Raw genomic sequence first — 23,692 nt, 5'->3', positions numbered from 1 at the left:
GTACTAGTTATTGGGGTAGTTTGTTTTTTATCAATCCATAGACAAAAGTGCCTAACATGGCCGATAAAATAACAATAACCATAGCAAACACTCCAGTTCCTAAAAGCATATACATGGGTCCAGGACATGCGCCTCCCAGTGCCCATCCTAATCCAAAAATAACACCGCCAATACTATTAGCTTTATAATTTTTGGCTTTCTGAGGAACGACAATGGCTTCACCGTCAATACTTTTTATATGGTATTTTTTGATGATTTGTAAAGCGATGATACCAATTAATACCGCAGAACCAATAATTCCATACATATGAAACGACTGAAATTTAAACATTTCAAAGATTCTATACCAAGAAACAGCTTCAGATTTCACTAAAACTATTCCGAAGAATATACCGACAAATAAAAATTTTAAAAATTTCATATTAAAAAATTATTGGGAATAGTACATATATCATAAATAAGCCTCCAGCAAAAAAGCCAATCACGGCAACTAAAGAAGGGAGCTGTAAGTTGCTTAAACCTGTAATAGCATGACCAGATGTGCAACCACCGGCGTAGCGTGTGCCAAAGCCTACTAAAAAGCCTGAAATGATAAGGATGGATAAGCTTTTAAATGTAAATATATTTTCTAGGCTAAATAATTCGGGAGGTAATAGAGTTGCTCCAATATTTGAAAACCCTAAAGCCTGTAAATCTGTTATGGTAGCTTCACTAAGAGCCATAGTACTGTCATTTGATAAAAGATTTGCGGCAATAAAGCCCCCTATCATGGTTCCTAAAACTACCGTTAAGTTCCATTTTTGCGTTTTCCAATCAAATTTGAAAAAGTCGGCATATTTTCCGGCACCACCAATGGTACATAAGGTTCTAAGGTTAGAAGACATTCCAAAAGTCTTACCAAATAGAATTAGAATAAGCATGGTGACAGCTATAAGTGGTCCAGCAACATACCAGGGCCAAGGATCTAATAAAAAATTCATTTTCATATTGTTTTCAGCCTACAAAAGTACCTAAAATGAATGCTAATTAAAGAACATTCAGTTTTAATTAACGAATAGCACTAACGCTTAATGCATGGGGCTATAGATTACTTTTTCAAAAGCTGATTAAATCAAGAAATTAACTAGCGAAGTGGGTAGATTTTCTCAAAATTAATTCTGAAGGTAATACAATGGTTTGGGGTGCTGTAGTTTCGTTAGATTCAATACGTTGAATTAATGTGGCTGCTGCAATTTTCCCTAATTCTGTTTCATGTTGATCTACCACACTTAAAGGCGGATTGCTGTTATTGGAAAGAATCCCATCTGTAAAACCAATCACTGCCAAGTTTTCAGGAACTTTATAGCCTTTAGAAATGGCAAGGTTCATAGCGTAAATAGCAGATAATTCATCGGCAGCTACAATACCATCAATAATGTTTGTTTCCAAATATTGATTAAGGGTTGTAGTAAATTCAGGATAGTCCGTAAAATTTAGAACCTCAGGAGCTATTGCTCCTTTAAAAGATTCAGCAATAGCCTGTCTATAGCCTTTTTCTCTTTCGTTTCCTACGTTGGTGCCTGAAATAGGGGAAACAAAAAGTATCTTTTTATGATTAGAATCAATTAGTATTTGTGTGGCATTATAAGCAGATTCAAAATCATTGATGGTTACTTTATCACAATGAACCTTATCAGAAGTTCTATCAAACATAACTACAGGCAGGCCTTGTTCAATAGCATCATTTATTTCCTCGTAGAAATTGTTAGACTGCGTTTCTTTTGATAAAGAAATAAGAAAGCCATCTACGCATCCAGAATTAAATAACTCGATGCTTTTGGTTTCCTTTTCATAGGATTCATCAGAAATACATGTTATAATACTGTACCCTTTTTTAGACACTTCTTTTTCAATTCCTAGTAATACTTTAGCGAAATAATGTGCCAAAATATTTGGAATGATAACGCCAATAGTTTTTGTCTTTTGAGACTTAAGGCTTCTCGCCGTTGCATTAGGGCGGTAGTTATACTGCTTGGCAAGGGCTTTTATTTTTTTCTTTGTTTTGGTACTTATTTCTCGATTATCAGATAGTGCTTTAGAAATGGTAGAAACAGAGAATTCAGATATGAGTGCTAATTCTTTTAGGGTTATTTTTTTACTCATATCATATTTACAAATTAGTTAAAGCTTACTATAGTGTACATTACCTAATTCTCTTAAACTTTGAGCCGCTTGCTCAGCGGTAATGTCTCTTTGAGCATCAGCAAACATTTCATACCCAACCATAAATTTTTTCACGGTGGCAGACCTTAATAATGGCGGGTAAAATGACATATGAAAATGCCATTCGTCGTTATTTTTTTGATCTGTTGGTGCTTGATGTATTCCTGCAGAATATGGAAAACTTGTGCTAAAAAGATTATCGTATTTAATGGTGAGTTCTTTAACAGTTTTAGCAAAATCTGTTTTTTCTACCTCCGTCATTAAAGTGATATTTTGAAGATGTCTTTTTGGAACTATCATAGTTTCATAAGGCCAAATTGCCCAAAATGGAACCAAGGCTACAAAGTGCTCATTTTCAATTACAATACGCTCTTTAAGTTTTAATTCTTGCTCAATATAAGATAAAAGTAAACTTTTTTTGTTTTTGTTCCAATAATCCCCTAGATTTTTTGATTTTTTCGCAATTTCTTGAGGAATTGACTCTTGCGCCCATATCTGCCCATGCGGATGTGGATTGCTGCAGCCCATAGTATCTCCTTTATTTTCAAATATTTGTACGTGATTAACATAAGGTAATTCGCCGAGTTCTTTGTACTCTTTTTGCCAAAGACTAATTACAGCTTCAATGTCCTGTTCTTCCATTAAAGGTAAAGTCAAAGAGTGATTTGGAGAAAAACAAACCACTTTACATAATCCTCTTTCAGATTTAGCTTGTAATAAATTTTCATCTACGCTTCCAGAAGGAGTATCTGATAGTAATGCAGAAAAATCATTAACGAAAGAATATGCCGTAGTATAATCAGGATTTTTACCGCCACCCATCCTAGTGTTGGTAGGGCAGAGGTAGCAACTTTTATCATAAGTTGCTGTCAAAGGAATAAAAGGCTTTTCAACTTTCCCTTGCCACGGTCGTTTTGTTCTGTGCGGAGAAACTAATACCCATTCTCCGGTTAATATATTGTATCTTCTATGTGGGTTTTCGTTAAAAACTGTATCCATAATTATAATGTTTTAAGCATAGTTCCATGATCTGGCATGGCAATGTATGCGTCTAATTCAATATTAAATTTTGTTTTGTAAGCGATAGCCACTTCAGTGATATAATTTTCAATGGCATCTTTATGAATTAAATTGATGGTACAACCACCAAAACCACCTCCCATCATTCTCGAGCCAAGTATAAATTCTTTAGTACGAGAATATTCAACCATAAAATCTAATTCAGGACAGCTCACCTCGTATTTATGCTGAAGGCCGTCGTGAGACCCGTACATCAATACTCCAAAAGAGGTTAAATCTCCTTGGGTAAGGGCTTCGGAGGCTTTCAAAACCCGGTCATTTTCTTCTATAATATAGTTACATCGATTAAAAACAGTGGTACTAATGGTGTCTTTTACGGCAGTCAACATCTCTTGATCTGCATCTCTTAAAGATGCCACGTATGGGTATAAGGTCTTCATCGCTTCTACACCCGTAAGACATTCCTGTAGCCTTGTATTGTATTCACTATCTGCCAAACTATGGGAGATGTTTGTATTTAATAGAAGTAATTTATAATCTCCCAAATTTAGAGGGATGTATTCTGATGCTAAACTTCTGCAATCTAATTTAATGACGTATCCAGACTTACTCATTACAGAAGCATATTGATCCATAATGCCACATTTGGTGCCTACGTAATTATGTTCTGCAGCACGCGATAAATTTACAATTTGAGATTTTGATAGTCCCAAATCAAACAATTCATTAAGACCAAAAGCTAAGCCGCATTCTAAAGCAGCAGAAGAACTTAAGCCAGAACCAATAGGCAACGAACTGTTTAAAACGCAATCAAAACCGCTAAGTTTATCGGTGAGTAATTGTATTTCATGTAAAACGCCTAAAATGTAATTTTCCCAGCTTTGTTTGCTAGGTTCAATTTTGTCTAATGAAAAAGTAACTGATTTTTCATTATCTAAACTATACACATTGCAATTAGAGCTGTTATTTTTTCGTAATTTCAGCGTGATTTTTTTATCAATTGCTGTGGGCAATACAAAGCCAAGGTTGTAATCTGTGTGTTCGCCTATTAAGTTGATACGGCCTGGCGATTCAACAACTAAGTCCGGAGTAAAATTGATAAAAAAGCTCATAAGTCATAATTAGAAGCACAAATATAATAAATGTAATTATTACATTTATTATATTTGATTAAAAAGAATTCATTTGGAAGAGAGTAGATACGCTGTAGCGTCTAAATTATATGTAGCGGTAGATTGTATAATTTTTGGTTTTGATGATGGAGAACTAAAATTATTAGTCTTTAATAGGCAATTGGAGCCTTTAAAAGGTATGTGGTCATTGATAGGCAGTTTTGTTTTAGCCAACGAGTCTGCAGAAGCTGCGGGCAAGAGAGTGCTTCAAGAATTTACAGGCTTGGATGATATTTTTATGGAAGAACTAAAAACCTATTCTGAAGTAGAAAGAGATCCCGGTGCTCGTTGTATTTCTATAGGGCAATATGCTTTAATACGATTAACGGAAAAGAATACCAATTTAGCCGCACAATATGGAGCCAAATGGTTTGAGGTTTCAAAACTACCAGATCTAGTTTTAGACCATAATATAATGGTGAAAGATGCTTTGCATCGCTTAAGAAATGTTGCTCAATTTTATCCTATCGGATTAGAATTGTTACCAAAAAAGTTTACTATTCCGCAATTACAACGCTTGTATGAAGAGTTATTTCAGAAGAAAATGGATACCAGAAACTTTAGAAAAAAACTTCTTTCGCTCAATATTCTTATACAATTAAAGGAAAAAGATAAATCGGGCTCTAAAAAAGGAGCTTTTTTATATGAGTTTGATTATACCAAATATAGAAAGCTAAAAAATAAAGGTTTTAGCTTTTCACTATTCAAAATTTAATTTTTCTTACTCCCTGTTTTATGGCCCCAAAAAGCATAATAGAGAATAAATAAATAACAAGGAACCAATATCCAGTAACCAAAGGTTGCTGCTTGAGCAGTAGCAGAAGCTTCGGTGATAGCAGAGGCTATATAGGTTTCTTTTTTATTATCTACTAATGATCCGTATAGTAAAGGTAAGATTGCGCCTCCAGATATAGCCATGATTAATAATGCAGAACCTCGTTCTGTGAATTTTCCTAATCCGGTTAATGCTAAAGGCCAGATGGCAGGCCAAACTAAAGCATTTGCAATTCCTAAAGCAGCTACAAAAAGAACGGAAATAAAACCAGAGGTACTTACAATGCATAATGAGAATACAATACCTAAAATAGCACTTATACGAAGTGCAAAAGCCTGACTGATAATTTTAGGGATGAGGGCAACACCAAGCCCATAAGTGGCTACCATAGCCATAAGCGTAAAGAGCGTAAAGAATTTAGCGCGTTCTACAGGAATATCTAAGGCTATACCATAAGCTATAATAGTGTCTCCTGCGATAACCTCTACACCAACATATAAGAATAAAGCAAACACACCTAACCACAAATGTGGAAATTGAAAAATACTCGTTTTTGTTTTGTGACCTACTTTAGGAACTTCTATAGGCTGTGCAGTTACATTCGGTAAAGGAGCTTTTAAAATCAGTAGCCCTAATATAAAAAGTACGATGGCCATAATAACGTACGGCATGACCACACTATCTGCCATAGTGTTAAGTAAAGTTATTTTTTCTTCGGCACCCACGGTGGCTAATTGCTCTTTAATGCCTCCTATTCCAGATAATAGGATAGCTCCAAAAATAACAGAGCCCAATCCGCCAGCTACTTTATTGGCAATTCCCATAATTGCAATTCGCTTAGCGGCACTATTTATAGGACCTAATATTGTTATGTAGGGGTTAGAGGCCGTTTGTAAAAGTGTCATCCCTGCGCCTTGTATAAAAATTCCAGCTAAGAAAATCCAATAGGTTCTGGCTGCTGCTGCAGGAATAAAAACCAAAGCGCCCACGGCCATAACGATCAATCCAAGAGACATCCCTTTTTTATACCCAATCTTTTTTAAGATATAAGAAGCGGGTAATGCCATGACCACAAATGAAATATAAGATGCTGAAGCCACTAAATAAGATTGTGTATCTGTCAGTTCATTAATGGTTTTCATAAATGGAATTAAAGCTCCATTGATCCAGGTAACAAACCCAAAAATGAAAAATAGCCCTGCAATAATGGCAATAGGAACTAGCGTGTTATTTTTTGAGGTATTTGATTCAGTTTGGTTTGTGGTCATATCAGAAGTAAGTTTTTCTCTTTTTTGGCTGGTGTTAAAGCTACAAAAAACAATGTAATACAAAACATATTGTGCTTTTTTAAATGTTAGGAAAGCGCAAATCATTTAGCGTCGCAATTCCTTGTAGGCTAAGGACTACAACGGTTTTTAAACATTTGTTATAGTATAATAATCATCTATTACCTAAGAATCATTTTAATATTTTGAATTTGCAGATTCAACTAACAACTTAAAATTATGAGTGAAATAATGATGTTAAAAGAAGGGCGAAGTCTTAGCAGGTACTTAAGTGTACTGCTTCTCTTTTTCGCTTTTATGAGTATGAATGGCCAATCAAAAACGGTCACAGGAATAGTGGCAGATGGGCAAGGACCATTACCAGGCGTTAACGTAATTGTGAAAGGTACAAGCAACGGCACGCAAACAGATTTTGATGGAAATTTTTCCATTACCTCCGTAACAGCAGGAGATATTCTAGTTTTTACGTATATAGGATATAAGAAAACAGAAGTGTCTGTTGGGAGTGAAGCTACTTTAACGGTTACTTTAGAAGAAGATACACAAGCTCTAGATGAGGTTGTAGTCGTTGGTTATGGTACACAGAAAAAATCAGATTTAACAGGTTCTGTTGGTCAGGTAGATGGAGATGATATTGATAAGTATACATTTTCCGATGCTTCTCAGGCATTACAAGGTAGAGTAGCGGGTGTAAATGTAGAAGCTAACGGTGGTGCTCCTGGAGCTAATGCCATTGTGACTATTAGAGGGGCAAGCACCTTATCAGATGTAGGCCCACTGTATGTGATTGATGGCATGTTTACAGACAATATGAATTCTCTAAACCCTGCAGATATTGCAACTATTTCTGTATTAAAAGATGCTTCTGCTGCTGCAATTTATGGTTCAAGAGCAGCCAATGGGGTTATTCTTATTACCACTAAAAAAGGGGCAATAGGTAAAGTTGGGGTAGATTTAGATTATAGTTATGGGTTTCAGCAGTCCGTTAATAAATTAGACTGGGCTAATGCAAGACAATATGCCGATATTGTAAATAGAGCAAGAGATAATGATGGTAATCCTAGATTCCCAGCAAACGATACGCAATTCAATCCTAATATCGATAGTGATATTCAAGAGGCAAATTTAAGAACGGCACCTATTTTAAATGCGAATGCAAGAATTTATGGAGGTAGTGAAAATGTAAGATTTAGTCTTTCTTTAAATCACCTAGAGCAAGAAGGTATTATTAAGGAGTCAGATTATACAAGAACAACGGTAAGGTCTAATGCAACTCTTAATTTCGGAAAGTTTAAATTAGAGAACACGATTGGGTTAACAAGGTCTATTGACAATCCTAATACCTATTTTAATAAAGAGAGAGATCTTATTCCTACGATAAATATTTATGATGCTAACGGAGATTTTAGTGCTTCTGATATTCCGGATGTAGCTGGGGCTCCTACCTTATCTTCTTATTACGGAATAGGAAATATAAGTAACTCTTTAGCGCTTGCAAGCTTAGAAGACAGAACAGTTACCAGTAATTCTATTTTAGGAAGTATAGCTGCTTCTTATGAAATTTTTGATGGTTTAACGTATAAATTGAATTTAGGTTTAGATGCATCATTCACCAATAATTATAGATTTACACCAACCTACTTCTTAAATGCAGGTACGGTAGGAAATCAGCAATTTGCAGAATTGAGAGAAACAAATAATAATTTTATTTCTTCTTTAATAGAGCATACCTTAGCGTATAATAAACTTATAGGCAAGAGCAATGTAAACGCTGTTGTAGGGTATACAGACCAAGTTTCTAATACACGATCTTTAGGGGTTGTAGCCAGAGGCTTTCCTTCAAATGATATTCGTGTAGCTTCTGCAGCAGAAGATAGAGCAGAAATGCCATCATTAGATTTAACAAAAGCAATTCGTTCTTATTTTGGTAGAGTTAGTTATACCTATGATAGTAGGTATTTGTTAACCGCTACTGTACGTCGTGATGGGTCCTCATTATTTAAAGATGGTTTACGTTGGGGTACTTTTCCTTCTGTAGCCGTTGGATGGAATATTAGTAATGAAAAGTTTATGGAAGATGTAACGGCTATTTCTAACCTAAAAATAAGAGCTAGTTACGGAGAGGTGGGTTCAGATAACGTTTCTATCTATGCCATTAGTCCAGAATTGAACTTAAACAGTGAATATCCTTTAGGTACGGATCAAGAAAGGCAAACAGGATATTCTATTACCAAAGGTGTAAATGATGATATTACTTGGGAAACCAGTAAAACTACAGATATAGGTTTAGAATTTGCTACGTTCAATAATAAGTTGCGTTTTACGATGGATTATTTTAATAAGAAGTCTGAAGATGTATTAGTAGAACTTGCTTTACCATTATATACTGGGTTTGGTAATAGAGTGCCATTCAATACCGCAAGTATTACGAACAAAGGTTTTGAATTTTTAGCAAACTATTCTGATAATGTTGGGGAGTTAAACTTTAATATAAGCGGAAACTTTACAATTTTAAATAATGAAGTAACCACTTTGGGTGATGCAACACCAATTATAGAAGGACAGTTTACTTCAAACGGCTTAAAGGGTACAAAAACTGATGTTGGGCAACCTGTTTCTTCTTTCTTTGGCTATGTAACAGATGGTATCTATCAAACAGATGCGGAAGCTGCAGCAGCTAATGATTCTTTTAGCCCACAAGCAGGAGATATTCGTTTTAAAGATTTAAATGAAGATGGTCAGATAGATACGGAAGACCAACAATTTCTAGGAAATCCTTCTCCAGATTTAAATTACGGAATTAATATTTCAGCAGATTACAAAGGGTTTGATATTAACTTATTCTTTAATGGCGTTGCAGGCAATAAAATATTGAACTCCAATTTATATCGTGGTTATTTTGATACGGAAGGGAATTATTTAGCAGCTGCATTGAATGCTTGGACTCCTCAAAATACAGCAACTAATATTCCTAGAAATACCTTATTAGATCCTGGATTTAACAGACGTATGTCAGATTTTTACTTAGAAAAAGGAGACTATATTAGATTACGTAATGTACAACTAGGTTTCAAACTTCCTGAAGATGTCATTAACTCTGTAGGCTTGTCTAAGCTTAGATTGTATGTTTCTGCTAGTAATTTATTTACCATCACAGACTATACAGGATATTATCCAGAAGTAGGTAGAAATTCTAGAGGAGGTTCTAGAAGAATCTTCAGCTCTGGAGTAGATGAAGGTGCTTACCCAACAGCAAGATCATTTCAATTAGGTATACAAGCATCATTTTAATCATAAAATTAAGAACATGAAAAAAAGAAATATAAAAGCAAGCTTGTATGTATCACTGTTTGTATTAGCAGCGGTACTATATGGCTGTAGAAAGAATGAAATTTTAGATACTGAAAATCCAAATGCTGTAACTCCTGATTCATTTTGGAATACAGAAGAAGATGCTGTTAAAGGTATTGTGGGCGCCTATAGCCCATTTACACACATATGGTATTACAGTCGTTTTGAAATCTTCTTATCGGATTATAGAGATGATGTGGTCAATGCTTTTGGAACATCGGAGCGTACCGCTGCAGGTTCCTTTAATGGGGTGTCAACATCAAATGGTGCCTTTTGGGTATGGAGTACTATGTTTCAAGGAATAACTAGAGCAAATGAAGTATTGGCCAATGTTCCGGAAATTGAAATGAATGGAGAAACCAAGAATAGTATCTTAGGGGAAGCGTACTTCATCAGAGCATTTAACTATTTTAATTTATTAAATAATTGGAAAAATGTGCCATTGATTACCACTCCAATTAGTGACTTAGAAAACCCAAAAAGCTTATTGCAAGAAGATCCTGCAAAAGTTTGGGCACAAATAGAGTCAGATTTAATGAATGCAGAAGAACTGTTGCCAGATTCTTGGCCTACGCAATATACTGGTAGAGTTACTGCTGGTGCAGCAATAGGTTTGTTGGGGAAAGTATATTTATACCAAGGAAAAGATTCAGAAGCTAAAACAGAATTTTTAAAAATTATGGATGGTCGTTATGAGTTGATGGCAGATTATGCAGCTAACTTTACGGAAGCTTCTGAAAATAATAAAGAATCATTATTTGAAATTCAATTAGTGAATGACGGTAGCCAAGGTTGGGGTGGTGATGCTCCTGGTGCTGGTAAAGGTGCAGCCTTTCATCCAGATATTGCGCCAAAAGGATTTACAGGTCAAGATGGGATGCGTATTAATCAGTGGGTATTAGATTTATTTTTAGACGAGCGTACGGTGAATGATGAAATAGATCCTAGAGCTTTTACAACATTATTTTTTGATACCGATGAGGTTACTAATTATGAAGGTAAAGAGTTAAAATCTGTCACTTATGGAGATAAAAGTTACCAAGATGTATACCCAGGTGAAGATGGTGTTTGGGGAAACAAATGGTTAGATATAGCGTTTGGAGAATATACGGGCTCTCAAGATAATGGATGGCATCAATCTGGTAACAACTTAAGATTATTACGTTATTCTGATATTCTTTTAATGTTTGCAGAAGCAGAATTTAATTTAAACGGTTCTTCACAGGCTGCGTTAGATGCAATTAATGAAGTGAGAGCTAGAGTAGACATGCCCGCATTTACAAGCATTACCATGCAAGATATTGAAGATGAAAGAGTAAAAGAACTTAGTTTAGAAAGAACACGTTATTTTGATTTATTACGATGGGATAAAGTGCAATCTCGTATTGTTGCTAATCCAGAATTTAAATCGGAAAGTGGTGGAACATCCTCTTACAAGCCAGGGAAAGAATATATTGATATTCCTCAGAATGAAATTGATGCAAATCCTAATTTCAAACATAATCCTGGATACTAATTTGTCTGTTTTATAACTGCGTTCATTTCTAAAGAACACAGGAGAATATTTTTTATTCAATAAAGAGGGACTATTTTTATAGTCCCTCTTCGTTTTTCACGAAGCGTTTATCAACCTAAAACCAATCTAATCTATGTGGATTAAAAAGCTTTTTCTTTTAATCGGAATAGGAACTGTTTTATATTCTTGTACTACAGAAGTAACACAATTTGAATTAATTGAAGCAAAGGACTCTGGCATTCAATTTGTCAATAAAATTCAAGAATTAGATACCTTACACTATTTTAATTTCCCATACATGTACAATGGCGGAGGTGTAGGTGTGGCCGATTTTAATAATGACGGATTAGAAGATATTTTCTTTTCGGGAAACATGGTATCCTCTAAATTGTACATCAATAAAGGCAGTTTTAAATTTGAAGACCACACTCAAAAAGCGGGTCTAGAAACCAACTCATGGGTCATGGGAGTTTCCATTATCGATATCAACCAAGATGGTTGGCAAGATGTGTATTTAAGCGTTGCGGGTCATGCAGAAGGTGCAAAGCGAAAGAATAAATTATTTGTAAACAATGGCGACCTTACATTTACGGAAATGGCAGCGGAATATGGCATCGATGATAACGGTCATTCTACTCAAGCCGCATTTTTTGATATGGATAATGATGGTGATTTAGATATGTACCTCTTGACACATGCTAATGAACCTACCACAAATATTGATAAAATTTACACGCTTACAGATGGTACGGGCCCAAGTACAGATCGGCTATATGAAAATATAGGAATTGAAAATGGACATCCAAAATACCAAAATATTTCTACAAAAGCAGGGGTAACTATTGAAGGATATGGTCTTGGATTATCGGTTACAGATATCAATCAAGATGGGTGGTTAGATCTCTATATTACGAATGATTTTATTGCGGATGATATTCTGTATGTAAACAATCAAGATGGGACCTTCACGAACAAAGCAAAAGAGTACTTTAAACAAACAAGTAGAAATAGTATGGGTATTGATGCTGCCGATATTAACAATGATGACCTTATAGATTTTATAACACTAGATATGCTTCCAGAAAGTAATCTCCGGAAAAAAACAATGACCTCTAACATGAATCATGAACATTATAAAGATGTTTTAAAAAATGATTTCTCGCCTCAGTTTATTAGAAATGCCTTACAATTAAATAGAGGACAAGGCGCTAATAACCATCCTGTATTTAGTGAAGTAGGACGTTTGGCGGGTGTATATGAAACAGACTGGAGTTGGTCTCCCTTATTTGCTGATTTTGATAATGACGGACAAAAAGATGTATACATTACCAATGGTTTTATGCGGGATATTACCGATCATGATTTTCAAGAATATTCAAGTCAGTCTACCGTCTTTGTCAAAGGTACCGGGAAGTTATCAAAAGAAGATTTACTAAAAAAACTCAAAAATTTAAAAAGTGTTTACTTGCCTAATTATATGTTTCAAAATAATGGCAATCTAAGTTTTACAAATAGTACAGTAGACTGGGGAATGAATCAAGCTTCACTTTCTAATGGTTCTGCTTATGCCGATTTTGATAATGATGGCGATTTAGATCTTGTGATGAACACCATTAATGCTACTCCGTTAGTATATAAAAATAATAGCAGGCAGCTAAATAAGAATCATTATCTGCAACTACAGCTAAAAGCAGATAAAGGAAATATTGATGCCGTAGGAGCGCAGCTAACCCTTTTTATGCCTAACGATACAAAGATTCATCAAGAAATTACACCTGTACGAGGGTATTTAAGTACATCATCGTTAAAAGCTACTATTGGTGTGGGTACTATTTCAAAGATTGATTCTTTGCATATTAAATGGCCTGGGGGCACTTTCGAGAAATTAGGGAGCTTACGAGTAGATACCTTGTATACCATAGTAAAGGGAAAAAATGAGCCGCTTAATTTTCCCGCATTGCCGTCTAAAAATTTCTTGGTATCAGAAATTAGTGATGCTTTAAATTTTGAGCATACGCATATAGAGAATGAAGCAAATGACTTTAGGCATGAACCGCTGCTCTTACACTTAAATGACTATTTTGGACCAGGAATAGCTGTAGGAGATATAAATGGCGATGGTACTGATGATGTGTATATTGGTGGTGCGCGAAACCAAAAGGGAGCTTTTTTGATTCAGAAAGAGGGGAAATTTAATACGCAAGAATTGGCCGATTCTGAAAAGTACGAAGATTTAGGAGCACTGTTTTTTGATGTAGATCAAGATGGCGATTTAGATCTTTATGTAGTCAGTGGCGGGAGCTCTGTTAAGTATTATGATAAAGGCCACTATCAAGATAGAATTTACACGAATGATGGCCAGGGAAACTTTGTTTTAGATAAGGAAGCGTTACCTATATTAAAGGCGAGTGGTTCTTGTGTGGTTGCATCAGATTTTGATCAGGATGGCGATTTAGATGTGTTTGTAGGTGGGGCGGTTGAACCAGATAGCTTTCCTACAAGTCCTAGGAGTTATTTGTTAGAAAATAATGGAGGTAAATTTACAGACGTGAGTCATAAAGCACCCGGATTACAAAATATAGGTATGGTGAGAGCTGCTTTATGGAGCGACTATGACAATGACAATGATTTAGATTTACTATTGGCAGGGGAATGGATGCCGCTTGTAATTTATAAAAATACAGCAGGAAGTTTTGAAAAGGTAACGAATACTACATTAAATAAGTACTCTGGAATGTGGAATAGCATCACAGGGGCAGATTTTGATAGCGATGGAGACATTGATTACATTGCAGGTAATTTAGGAACCAATACCGCATATAAAGCAAGCAAAGAGCAACCTTTGCGTATGTATGCTAAAGATTTTGATCAGAATAATAGCATGGATCCTATAATAACCAGATATATTCAAGATGTTGAGGTCCCCATTGCTCCAAGAGGAGCCTTGGGTGGGCAACTACGGCAATTGTATAAAACTTTTCCGTCTTATAGTACGTATGCCAATGCAAGTGTTAAAGATTTTCTAGTGGTTTTAGATACTACGGGTATGGCTGTTTTTGAAGCCAATTACACCAATTCTAGCTATCTTGAGAATTTAGGGGATGGAAATTTTAAGGTCACGTCCTTACCTATTGAAGCGCAGTTTGCACCATTATTTGGAGTACAGGTTTTTGATATAAACCAGGACGGAAATCTTGATGTTTTGGGAGTTGGTAATTATTATGAAACGGAAGTAATTTCGGGAAGATATGATGCTGGTAAGGGTATGGTGTTACTTGGAAATGGTAAAGGAGGTTTTTCTAGTGAAACCTTGAACACTACAAATTTTGTGGTAGACAGTGACGCCAAAGCGTTATCGTTAGTGAAAATTGAAGATCGTATGAGTTGGGTGGCTACGAGTAGTGCAGGTAAAACCCTAGTATTTGCTCTTACAGATAGTTTAAACAATCAATACATTGATTTTAAAAGAGGGGAACAGTACGCGTTAATTTATAAGAAAAACGGTAAAATAGAAAAGCAAGAAAATTATTTGGGTTCTGGGTATCTTTCACAATCATCGCAAATAGTTCTTTGGAATGCTGCGATGGTAACTAAGATAGAATTCTACAACGAAAACGGAAGTTTAGAAAGAACTTATTCTCAAAATGAATAAGTTCTTTTAACCTCGGTTTAATGAGGGTTTTATTTGATTAAATGTTTTTTAAAATCCCTTACATCTTCACAGCAAATTTGTTCCATTACTTGTTGTAGTTCTGTTTTTAATAAGGAGATGGTATGGTCGCCACCTTGTTTACCGAGGGCTGCCACACCGTACATAAATGAGCGACCCATAAAAGTAAACGCAGCTCCAGAAGCCATAGATCTTGCAATATCAGGACCAGAGCGTATCCCACTATCCATCATTACAGTTATTTGATCTCCATATTTTTCTGCTATTCTAGATAATGGTTTTATGGTAGATTCCCCTGCATCTAGCTGTCTTCCGCCATGGTTAGAGACAATTAAACCGTCTAAACCTAGTTGGATTGCTTTTTCGGCATCGGCTTCATTAGCGACACCTTTAAGAACTAGCTTCCCAGGCCACATGTCTCTAATGGGTTTAATTTTTTCTTCATTCAACCGACCAGAAAATGTTTGGTCCATAAATTTGCCTAGTTGTTTTAAATCTAGGTTTTTAGGCATGTATGGTTTTAAGGTCTCAAAATTTGGTTGTCCATGTTTTAAAGTTTCTAAAGCCCAATGTGGTTTACCTAAAACTTGCAGAATGTTTTTTAGGGTCATTTTTGGAGGCATAGCCAAACCGTTTCTAATATCTCTTGGTCTAAAACCGAAGGTAGGAACATCACAAAGAATAACGAGAACAGGACATTCCGCTTCTGCAGCCCTTTTTATTAAATCATCTCTCAATCTATTCTCAGTAGGATGGTATAATTGAAACCAAGCATTACCTTCAGTAATCTCAGCAATTCTTTCTATACTACTTGTAGAGACCGTACTTAATACAAAAGGGACATTATGTTCAAAAGCAGCCTTTGCTAAAATTTCTGGAGCATTTGGCCACATTAATCCTTGTAAGCCAACTGGTGCTATCCCAAAAGGAGCATCGTAAGTTTTACCAAAGAGCTCGGTTTTCATAGAAGAGCCACTGTGCTTACTTAGGTAAGAAGGTAGTAATTCAACTTTTCGTATTTCAGACGTGTTTTTGTGGAGATTTACATCTTCATTACAACCGCCATCCAGATATTCAAATGCAAATTTTGGAATTTTTTTTTGAGCTTTTGTTCTTAAATCACTGACCGAAGGGTAAGCTGTATTTATTTTGATTTCTTTTTTTTTCTGCTCGCTCATAATTCAAAAATTTGTTCCATTAGTCTCCATTTTTCACCTTCTTTAGAATTGGGAAGTGCTTGTTGATAGTTCCACATCAATTTTTCCCATTCTTGAACTTTAAGATTGGCTAGATCAGCTTTGTTTTTAGATTCAAAAGAGAATTCATCACTGGTCTCCATGATCATAAAGAGTCTGTTTTCCACACTATAGATAGCTAAATGCTGAATTCCAGATGATTTAATGCTTTCCATAATTTCTGGCCATACTTTAGCATGATACGCTTTGTATTCTGCTATTAATGAAGCATCATTAATTAAATCTAGTGCTAAACAATATCGTTTCATAAGCTTGTCGTTACTGTTTTAACTTCATGATGTTTAAAAATATGGCGCCCGTACCAAGCAATGTATATAAAACACAATAGCGGAAGGATAAAAGAAAAATTAACTTCAGCAACGCCTAATATTTGTAAATCCGCTACGCCATTACCTCCATAATCTATAATCATTCCTTGTGCTTTAGGCATTAAAGCACCACCTACGATGGCCATTATCAAACCAGCAGAGCCAACTTTGGATTGTTCTTCTGTTAAGTCTTCTAGCGCTATGCCGTAGATTGTCGGGAACATTAAAGACATAAAAAAAGATATCGCTACTAGAAAATATAATCCTAAAACACCTTCAATAAACATAACGCCTGCGGCACAAGCAATTGCGAAAAGTGAAAAAAGCATCAGTAGTTTTCCCGCACTTGTAAATCGTAATAAATAGGTTCCTATAGCTCTACCAACGGTAAATAAGATAAAAGCTGCCATTTGATAATAACCAGCGGTAACAGCACTTATTTGGATGGCTTCTGCATACTGGTAAATATAGGTCCAGCACATAATTTGTGCGCCTACATATACTATTTGCGCTAAGACCCCTAAAGCATATTTTTTGTTTTTTAGAAGGATGCTAAATGTTTTTCCAATGCTAGGCATCGCACCCTCATCTTTAGATTGAGGCATTTTGTTCATTACAAAAAGAACAAAAATGCCGAGTAATACCAGACCTAAAATTACATAGGGGTTGCGTATCACCAATAGATCAGAGGTGCGAATGAGTACTTTAGAAGCTTCTTCTAAAGCACTAAAATCTGCAATATCATCTGATTGCAAATTTTTTAATACAAATTGTTGTGCCACAAATAATCCAGCAATCAACCCTATGGGGTTAAATGCTTGGGCTAAGTTTAACCGCTGTGTAGCGGTTCTTTTATCGCCCATGGCTAAAATATAAGGATTAGCGGCAGTTTCTAAAAAGGCTAAGCCAAAGGTTAAGACATAAAGCCCTAAACAGAAAAACCAAAATTGTTCTGTTATAGCGGCAGGGTAGAATAATAAGGCGCCAACAGCATATAATCCTAGTCCTATTAAAATACCAGTTTTGTAAGAGTATTTTCTCATAAACATGGCAGCAGGTAATGCCATACAGAAATAACCGCCATAGAAGGCCATTTGTACCCAAGCAGCTTGTGAGTTAGATAATTCAAGTACTTTTTTAAAAGCTTGTACCATGGGGTCTGTAACCGCATTAGCAAACCCCCATAAAGCAAATAAGGAGGTGACTAGAATAAATGGAACAAGTATCTTTTTTGATACTACTACAGGTTTTTCTGGGGAATTATTCATGATTAAGTTGCGTTGAGTTTTTTGTGATGTTGTAGCTTTATTTAGAAAGTAAGGAACGATCTAAATGTACATAACCGCCATCTACAGTAATGAATTGACCGGTAGTATGTGATGCCTTTTTAGAAATAGTAAATAAGCAAGTATCTGCTATTTCTTGTGGTGTGGTCATCCTATTCTCCAATGGAATCTTATCTACGATAGCTTTTAATTTTTCTTCGCCATTTTCCAGTGTTTTAATCCATGTATCATAAGCTGGAGTCCAACTTTCTGCGATGATAATAGCATTTACCCGAATATTATCTTTTATTAAATCTACGGCCCATTCTCTTGTCAAGCCTAATACGCCCCCTTTAGAAGCAGCATACCCAGATGTAGCTCCTTGACCTGTAAGACTAACCTTAGAGCCTATATTTAGTATAGTGCCTTGTACTTTTTTAATATAAGGAAGACAAAATTTAGTCATTGCAAAAAAGCTTACTAAATTTAGTTTTAAAGACCCCATAAAATCATCAATACTAGCATCTAAACCAACCCCATCATTTACTCCAATGTTATTAATTAGTGCATCTATCCGCCCATATTTTTCACCTATTTTTTTTGCTGCTGCTGCTACTTGCACAGGATCTGTCAAATCTGTTTTTACAAACAACGCATCAATTCCCTTGTCTTGTAATTCTTTCTCATACCCAAACCCTCTATCATTTCTACAAACAATTACGGGTATGGCCCCTTCATTTGCTAAAGCCTGTACAATCGTTTCACCTATACTGCCTTTTAATCCTGCTGCACCCGTTACAACAACAACTTTATCTTTTAAATGTAAATCCATAGCTTATAAATTGTAAAATTTTATTGCATTTTCACCCATGATATTCTGTTGTTCAGTAGGGCTACATTTGGCAATAAAATCTGTGGTTAGTTTTTTTACTTTAGCAAAGTTTCCTGCCACGAGGCATACGGGCCAATCAGACCCAAAAAGTATGCGATGAGGTCCAAAAGAATTGAACACTACATCCATATAAGGTTCAATCTGTGCAGCGGACCATGTCGTATAATCTGCTTCGGTAATCATTCCAGATAATTTGCAATAGACATTTTCATGTTTAGCAATTTCTTTGATTAATACGGCCCATCCCTCTATAAAACCCTCCTTAATATAGGGTTTAGCCATATGATCTAGTACAAATTTCTGATGAGGAAATTTCTTTATGAATTCTAAGGTGGCTCCTAGTTGATGGGGCAAAATTAAAAGATCGTACGTGTAATTATACTTTTCTAAGGCAGCAATTCCTCTTAGGAAATCTAACTGTAACAAAAATTTAGGATTCAGTTCTGCTTGCACAATATGCCTGAATCCTTTTAATTTTTTTACACTTGAATACGCTTCTAGTTGTGCTTCTATATTAGCCGCACTAAGAGCTACCCAACCTACAACTCCTTTTATAAATTGATGCTCGGCTGATAAGCTCATAAGAAACTCCGTTTCTTCTCTGCTTTGATCCGCTTGAACAGCGATACAGCCATCAATATTATTTTCTTGGTAGATTTTTTTTAAATCTTTTGGCAAAAAATCTCTCCGGATAGTAGACATCGTATCGTCTATCCAAGAATGCTTTTTTGCATTGTATACCCAGAAATGTTGATGGCTATCAATGATCATTACGCTTTGTAATCAATTACGTTTTGTTTAGAAATTCCCAAACCTTCAATCCCTAATTCCATAACATCGCCCTCTTTTAAATACATTGGTGGTGTTAAGCCTAAACCAACTCCAAATGGTGTCCCTGTAGAGATTACATCGCCAGGAAGTAAGGTCATGAATTGACTGATATAACTGATTACTTCTTGAACATTAAAAACAAAGTCAGTTGTACTGCTATTTTGCATCATTTCTCCATTCAATTTTAACCATAGGTTTAAATTATTAGGATCTTTTATTTCTTCTTTTGTGGCTAGGAACGGTCCAAGAGGCGCAAAGGTGTCACAACTTTTCCCTTTAACCCATTGTCCTTCTCTTTCTAATTGAAAAGCACGTTCACTTATATCATTATGTAATACATATCCAGCAACATAATCTAATGCATCTTCTTCAGAAACATAAGAAGCTTTTTTACCGATTACAATTGCTAATTCAACTTCCCAGTCAGATTTTGTGCTGCCTTTAGGTAAGATAACAGTATCATTAGGACCAATGATAGACGATGTAGCTTTAAAAAATAACACGGGTTCTTTCGGAATTTGCATTCCGCTTTCAGCGGCATGCTTTGCGTAATTTAAACCTACACACACTATTTTAGACGGGCGACATATAGGAGAGCCTAAGCGCGTATCTTCTGCAATTGTTGGACATTCTTTTTCGTTGGCTTTAAGCCATTTTTCTAAACGATTTAATCCATCAGATTCAAAAAAATGTTCGGTGTAATCTTCACCAAAACCAGAAACATCAATCTTGTTTCCATTTGATAATTGTACTCCTGGCTTTTCATTATTTATTTGACCAAATCTTATAAGTTTCATTTTTTTTATTTTTTATGATTGTGTTTTTTACTTTAATACACAAGGAATTATTATCCGTTTAATTTTATAAACCCACCGTCTATAGGAAAGTTAGTTCCCGTTACAAAAGAAGCTTCATCGGAACATAAATATAATGCTAAATTGGCAACCTCTTCAGGCATTCCCATTCTGCCTATTGGTTGTGTTTGCGAAAGCTTTTCAAACATTTCTTCTTTATTGTCTGGGTAATTCTCGTTTATAAATCCATCTACAAAAGGAGTATGGATTCTTGCAGGAGAAATACAGTTGCATCTAATGCCGTCTTGAACATAGTCTTTTGCAATAGAATAAGTCATGGTTAATGCAGCGCCTTTAGACATAGAATAGGCAAACCTATCTGAAATACCTACTGATGATGCTATAGATGCCATATTTATGATCACACCAGATTTATTTTTTCTCATATGAGGAATCGTACTGTAAATACAGTTGTATACGCCTTTGACATTCACTTGGTAAACGCGATCAAAAGCCTCCTCAGGCGTATTTTCAACATTACCAATGTGGGCAATACCTGCATTGTTAATTAAAATGTCAATTGAAGAGTTTTTGGCTATTTCATCAATAACCGCAATAACTTCCTTTTGATGTACTACATTACATTGATGTACCGCAGCTTTTCCTCCGCTATTTTCAATCTCTTTTTTTGTGAGTAGTGCATTTTCAATTTGCAATTCTAATATATGTACAAAAGCGCCTTGTTCGGCTAATGTTTTAGCAATCGCTTTTCCAATACCACTTCCGCCACCTGTTATAATTGCCGTTTTCTTGTCTAAATTAAATTTCATTAAAGCGCTGTTTTTGTCGTTTCATTCGACCAAATTTTTCCATTAGGAAAGCTATAGTCTTTTATAGATTCTTCTTTCATTGTGATGCTATAGCCAGGTAATTTAGGAGGCATATAAGCACCATTTTTCAGGATTACAGGGTCGTAAAAATGTTCGTGTAAGTGATCTACATATTCAATTATTCTATCGTCTAAACTGCCACTTATCGCAATGTAATCTATCATTGAAAGGTGCTGAACATATTCACATAAGCCTACACCGCCAGCATGTGGACATACTGGAATTTTAAATTTAGCGGCCATTAACAAGATAGCTAATATCTCATTAACCCCGCCAACTCTACAACTATCTATCTGGCAAATACCTATAGCACCAGCCTGCATAAGTTGCTTAAACATCACTCTATTTTGACAATGTTCTCCAGTAGCTACCAAAATTGGGGCAACGGCTTTAGCGATGGTAGCATGACCAAGAATATCATCAGGACTCGTAGGTTCTTCAATCCACCAAGGATTAAATTTTTTCAATTGTTCCATGTTGGTAATAGCTTCGTCAACATCCCATTTCTGATTGGCATCCATCATTAATTTAAGCTCATCACCAATTTCTTCTCTTATGATCGCAGCTCTGCGCATATCATCTTGAAGATCTGATCCCACCTTAATTTTCATGTGTTTAAAGCCTTCCGCTTTTGCTTCGCGGCATAAGCGTCTCATTTTATCATCAGAATACCCTAACCAGCCAGCAGATGTAGTATAGGCAGGGTATCCGTTTTGTTCTAGGTGGGCTATTCTTTCATGTTTAGATGCAGATTTATCTTTAAGAAGCGCTAAAGCTTCTTCAGGAGTTATAGCATCAGTGATATAGGTGAAATCTACGCAGCTCACTAATTCTTCGGGGCTCATATCTGCTAGAAGTTTCCAAAGCGGTTTTTTCTCCACTTTGGCATATAAATCCCAAACAGCATTTACAACAGCTCCTGTAGCTAAATGTATCACTCCTTTTTCAGGCCCTAGCCATCTTAATTGGCTGTCGCCGGTAATCATCTTCCAAAATACCCCCATGTTTTTGGTGAAAGATGCTAAAGATTTACCTTTAATTAAAGGCGCAATAGAATTGATTGCCGCAACACACAATTCATTTCCTCTTCCAATCGTAAATGTAAGTCCATGACCTTCGATACCTTCGGGGTGATTTGTTTTTAAAATCACATAGGCAGCTGAATAATCAGGATCAGGATTCATGGCGTCAGAGCCATCTAATGATTTGCTTGTAGGAAAACGAACATCTCTTGTTTCAATGTCCGTAATTAGTATAGGTGTAGCCATTTTAAGTTTGCTTATGAAGCAAAATTAGGCGGCATAAGCCATGAAAACCACCTAAAAAAACACTTTATTCAATACTTTTTTTGCCTTCCGTTTTATTTTTACTGTAAAATTCCAAATAGGAAGAAGGAGAACTATTTTTGAGGAGCTTAAATTGTCTGTTGAAGTTAGAGATATTATTGAACCCACATAAATAGGCTATAGCGGTGATACTTTCTTTATTCTCGATAAGCAGCTTGCACGCGTATCCTATTCGTATTTCATTCAGGTATTTTGTGAAAGGTTTGCGATGTATTTTTTTAAAAAAGCGACTAAAGGCAGATTTGTTCATTCCTATATTCTCTGCAACATCACCAGAACTCATAGGAGTATTAAAATTTTGAAAGACGTATTCATAAATTTTATCTAATCGTTTGTTTTCTGTCTTATGAAAACTATTAAGAAAACCACTGCTAGATAGTAATGTATAGTTTGTATGTCTTGAGAGCTTATTGAGTATTTCTAATAAGGAAATGATTTGTGTCGTATCATCTAATTGCGCTAAATCTTTTAAATTTTGTAGTAATTTCTCATTCAAGTTATTGAATTTGATTCCGCGAACGGCAAGATGTAAGAGCTGTGAAATTTGTTCGGTTTCGGGAACATTTAAAAATTTATCCCCTAGAAAATCTTTTTTAAAATGAACAGAAATAGCTTCGGCTTTAAGTGTAGCATCGTTTTGAAAATATTTATCTTCATTCAGCCACATATGAGGTAGGTTTTTTCCAATCAGAACAACATCTCCACTATAAAATTTTTCGATACTATCACCCACAAAACGCATTCCTGAACTTTTTTGAATAAAAACAAGTTCAAGTTCTTCATGATAGTGCCACACCTTTAAGAAATTATCGTAAATACTATGTGATACGGTAAGCGATTTGTGCTCTTTGTTAGATCTGTTTAAAAAATGGAGCTTCATAAATAATTTACTAAAATTAAATATTTCGTAGCAAATAAACTTTAAAAGTATGAATAATTGATATATTTTAGGGTTTTAATCAAAAATTATTAGGTGTTTATGCTTCCTTTTGAAGGCAATAAATTTAGATGGGAACAATATGAAATTAAGGGGAAGTGTTGGTTTCAATCGGACTTTTCTTAGTATTAGTTCAAAGAAATATAGCGCATAGAGGTATAATTTATAGCTTTTGAATCAT

The 23,692-nt window shown here is 35.5% G+C and carries 19 protein-coding genes; 4 read left to right on the top strand and 15 right to left on the bottom strand.

Features of this window, described 5'->3' with window-relative positions; translation table 11 throughout:
• Positions 1-7: 7 nt before the first annotated feature.
• From M666_RS00205 to galK, 5 genes are all read right to left on the bottom strand, one after another.
• Positions 8-421 carry a DUF6691 family protein gene (locus M666_RS00205; RefSeq protein ID WP_025614138.1) on the bottom strand — a complete coding sequence of 138 codons (414 nt, stop codon included), beginning with the start codon at positions 419-421 and terminating at the stop codon, positions 8-10.
• 1 nt (position 422) lies between these two features.
• A complete protein-coding gene (locus M666_RS00200; RefSeq protein WP_029445450.1) occupies positions 423-980 on the bottom strand; it encodes a YeeE/YedE family protein in 558 nt (185 codons plus the stop codon).
• Positions 981-1,119: 139 nt separating this feature from the next.
• A complete protein-coding gene (locus M666_RS00195) occupies positions 1,120-2,142 on the bottom strand; it encodes a LacI family DNA-binding transcriptional regulator (protein WP_029445451.1) in 1,023 nt (340 codons plus the stop codon).
• 18 nt (positions 2,143-2,160) lie between these two features.
• Complete coding sequence (locus M666_RS00190; protein ID WP_024479522.1) at positions 2,161-3,201, bottom strand: UDP-glucose--hexose-1-phosphate uridylyltransferase; 1,041 nt, start codon at positions 3,199-3,201, stop codon at positions 2,161-2,163.
• A gap of 2 nt (positions 3,202-3,203) precedes the next feature.
• Complete coding sequence (galK, locus tag M666_RS00185) at positions 3,204-4,334, bottom strand: galactokinase (protein ID WP_029445452.1); 1,131 nt, start codon at positions 4,332-4,334, stop codon at positions 3,204-3,206.
• A gap of 73 nt (positions 4,335-4,407) precedes the next feature.
• Between galK and M666_RS00180 the strand changes: the two genes are divergently transcribed.
• Complete coding sequence (locus M666_RS00180; protein ID WP_029664859.1) at positions 4,408-5,109, top strand: NUDIX hydrolase; 702 nt, start codon at positions 4,408-4,410, stop codon at positions 5,107-5,109.
• On the opposite strand, the gene M666_RS00175 is transcribed toward M666_RS00180, so the two are convergent.
• Positions 5,106-6,437 carry a sugar MFS transporter gene (locus tag M666_RS00175; RefSeq protein WP_029445453.1) on the bottom strand — a complete coding sequence of 444 codons (1,332 nt, stop codon included), beginning with the start codon at positions 6,435-6,437 and terminating at the stop codon, positions 5,106-5,108. The genes M666_RS00180 and M666_RS00175 overlap by 4 nt on opposite strands.
• Before the next feature lie 237 nt (positions 6,438-6,674).
• Between M666_RS00175 and M666_RS00170 the strand changes: the two genes are divergently transcribed.
• The 3 genes from M666_RS00170 (at position 6,675) to M666_RS00160 (ending at position 14,974) form a co-directional block, all read left to right on the top strand.
• On the top strand, positions 6,675-9,746 hold the full coding sequence (locus tag M666_RS00170) for a SusC/RagA family TonB-linked outer membrane protein (RefSeq protein WP_226989942.1): 3,072 nt from the start codon (positions 6,675-6,677) through the stop codon (positions 9,744-9,746).
• Positions 9,747-9,762: 16 nt separating this feature from the next.
• Positions 9,763-11,322: a RagB/SusD family nutrient uptake outer membrane protein gene (locus M666_RS00165; RefSeq protein WP_029445454.1), complete on the top strand. Its 1,560-nt coding sequence runs from the start codon at positions 9,763-9,765 to the stop codon at positions 11,320-11,322.
• A 133-nt stretch (positions 11,323-11,455) separates the two neighbouring features.
• Complete coding sequence (locus M666_RS00160) at positions 11,456-14,974, top strand: VCBS repeat-containing protein (RefSeq protein WP_029445455.1); 3,519 nt, start codon at positions 11,456-11,458, stop codon at positions 14,972-14,974.
• Between the two features lie 29 nt (positions 14,975-15,003).
• On the opposite strand, the gene M666_RS00155 is transcribed toward M666_RS00160, so the two are convergent.
• From M666_RS00155 to M666_RS00115, 9 genes are all read right to left on the bottom strand, one after another.
• Positions 15,004-16,170 (bottom strand): alpha-hydroxy acid oxidase, encoded by a 1,167-nt coding sequence (locus M666_RS00155; RefSeq protein ID WP_029445456.1) that lies wholly within the window; start codon positions 16,168-16,170, stop codon positions 15,004-15,006.
• A complete protein-coding gene (locus M666_RS00150; RefSeq protein WP_029445457.1) occupies positions 16,167-16,496 on the bottom strand; it encodes an L-rhamnose mutarotase in 330 nt (109 codons plus the stop codon). The genes M666_RS00155 and M666_RS00150 overlap by 4 nt, the downstream gene beginning before the upstream one ends.
• Positions 16,493-17,824: an L-fucose:H+ symporter permease gene (fucP, locus tag M666_RS00145; protein ID WP_029445458.1), complete on the bottom strand. Its 1,332-nt coding sequence runs from the start codon at positions 17,822-17,824 to the stop codon at positions 16,493-16,495. Before fucP ends, M666_RS00150 begins: the two co-directional genes overlap by 4 nt.
• A 37-nt stretch (positions 17,825-17,861) precedes the next feature.
• The gene (locus M666_RS00140) at positions 17,862-18,653 is read right to left on the bottom strand and encodes an SDR family oxidoreductase (RefSeq protein ID WP_029445459.1); all 792 of its coding nucleotides are present in this window, start codon (positions 18,651-18,653) and stop codon (positions 17,862-17,864) included.
• 3 nt (positions 18,654-18,656) lie between these two features.
• On the bottom strand, positions 18,657-19,484 hold the full coding sequence (locus M666_RS00135) for an amidohydrolase family protein (RefSeq protein ID WP_029445460.1): 828 nt from the start codon (positions 19,482-19,484) through the stop codon (positions 18,657-18,659).
• On the bottom strand, positions 19,484-20,341 hold the full coding sequence (locus M666_RS00130) for a fumarylacetoacetate hydrolase family protein (RefSeq protein WP_029445461.1): 858 nt from the start codon (positions 20,339-20,341) through the stop codon (positions 19,484-19,486). The genes M666_RS00135 and M666_RS00130 overlap by 1 nt, the downstream gene beginning before the upstream one ends.
• Before the next feature lie 50 nt (positions 20,342-20,391).
• On the bottom strand, positions 20,392-21,168 hold the full coding sequence (locus M666_RS00125) for an SDR family NAD(P)-dependent oxidoreductase (protein ID WP_029445462.1): 777 nt from the start codon (positions 21,166-21,168) through the stop codon (positions 20,392-20,394).
• Positions 21,168-22,496, bottom strand: a complete 1,329-nt coding sequence (locus M666_RS00120; protein WP_029445463.1) for an L-fuconate dehydratase — start codon at positions 22,494-22,496, stop codon at positions 21,168-21,170. The genes M666_RS00125 and M666_RS00120 overlap by 1 nt, the downstream gene beginning before the upstream one ends.
• Positions 22,497-22,560: 64 nt before the next feature.
• The gene (locus M666_RS00115) at positions 22,561-23,454 is read right to left on the bottom strand and encodes an AraC family transcriptional regulator (protein ID WP_029445464.1); all 894 of its coding nucleotides are present in this window, start codon (positions 23,452-23,454) and stop codon (positions 22,561-22,563) included.
• Positions 23,455-23,692 lie beyond the last annotated feature (238 nt).

It is taken from the genome of Cellulophaga baltica 18, assembly GCF_000468615.2.
GTDB lineage: Bacteria > Bacteroidota > Bacteroidia > Flavobacteriales > Flavobacteriaceae > Cellulophaga > Cellulophaga baltica.
This window is presented reverse-complemented; position numbering and strand designations above follow the sequence as displayed.

Coding starts and splice junctions, on each gene's coding strand:
- M666_RS00195 (WP_029445451.1), bottom strand. CDS start 2,142: ATGAGTAAAAAAATAACCCTAAAAGAATTAGCACTCATATCTGAATTC.
- M666_RS00165 (WP_029445454.1), top strand. CDS start 9,763: ATGAAAAAAAGAAATATAAAAGCAAGCTTGTATGTATCACTGTTTGTA.
- M666_RS00200 (WP_029445450.1), bottom strand. CDS start 980: ATGAATTTTTTATTAGATCCTTGGCCCTGGTATGTTGCTGGACCACTT.
- M666_RS00115 (WP_029445464.1), bottom strand. CDS start 23,454: ATGAAGCTCCATTTTTTAAACAGATCTAACAAAGAGCACAAATCGCTT.
- galK (WP_029445452.1), bottom strand. CDS start 4,334: ATGAGCTTTTTTATCAATTTTACTCCGGACTTAGTTGTTGAATCGCCA.
- M666_RS00205 (WP_025614138.1), bottom strand. CDS start 421: ATGAAATTTTTAAAATTTTTATTTGTCGGTATATTCTTCGGAATAGTT.
- fucP (WP_029445458.1), bottom strand. CDS start 17,824: ATGAATAATTCCCCAGAAAAACCTGTAGTAGTATCAAAAAAGATACTT.
- M666_RS00135 (WP_029445460.1), bottom strand. CDS start 19,484: ATGATCATTGATAGCCATCAACATTTCTGGGTATACAATGCAAAAAAG.
- M666_RS00190 (WP_024479522.1), bottom strand. CDS start 3,201: ATGGATACAGTTTTTAACGAAAACCCACATAGAAGATACAATATATTA.
- M666_RS00140 (WP_029445459.1), bottom strand. CDS start 18,653: ATGGATTTACATTTAAAAGATAAAGTTGTTGTTGTAACGGGTGCAGCA.
- M666_RS00120 (WP_029445463.1), bottom strand. CDS start 22,496: ATGGCTACACCTATACTAATTACGGACATTGAAACAAGAGATGTTCGT.
- M666_RS00125 (WP_029445462.1), bottom strand. CDS start 21,168: ATGAAATTTAATTTAGACAAGAAAACGGCAATTATAACAGGTGGCGGA.
- M666_RS00155 (WP_029445456.1), bottom strand. CDS start 16,170: ATGAGCGAGCAGAAAAAAAAAGAAATCAAAATAAATACAGCTTACCCT.
- M666_RS00170 (WP_226989942.1), top strand. CDS start 6,675: ATGAGTGAAATAATGATGTTAAAAGAAGGGCGAAGTCTTAGCAGGTAC.
- M666_RS00175 (WP_029445453.1), bottom strand. CDS start 6,437: ATGACCACAAACCAAACTGAATCAAATACCTCAAAAAATAACACGCTA.
- M666_RS00160 (WP_029445455.1), top strand. CDS start 11,456: ATGTGGATTAAAAAGCTTTTTCTTTTAATCGGAATAGGAACTGTTTTA.
- M666_RS00150 (WP_029445457.1), bottom strand. CDS start 16,496: ATGAAACGATATTGTTTAGCACTAGATTTAATTAATGATGCTTCATTA.
- M666_RS00130 (WP_029445461.1), bottom strand. CDS start 20,341: ATGAAACTTATAAGATTTGGTCAAATAAATAATGAAAAGCCAGGAGTA.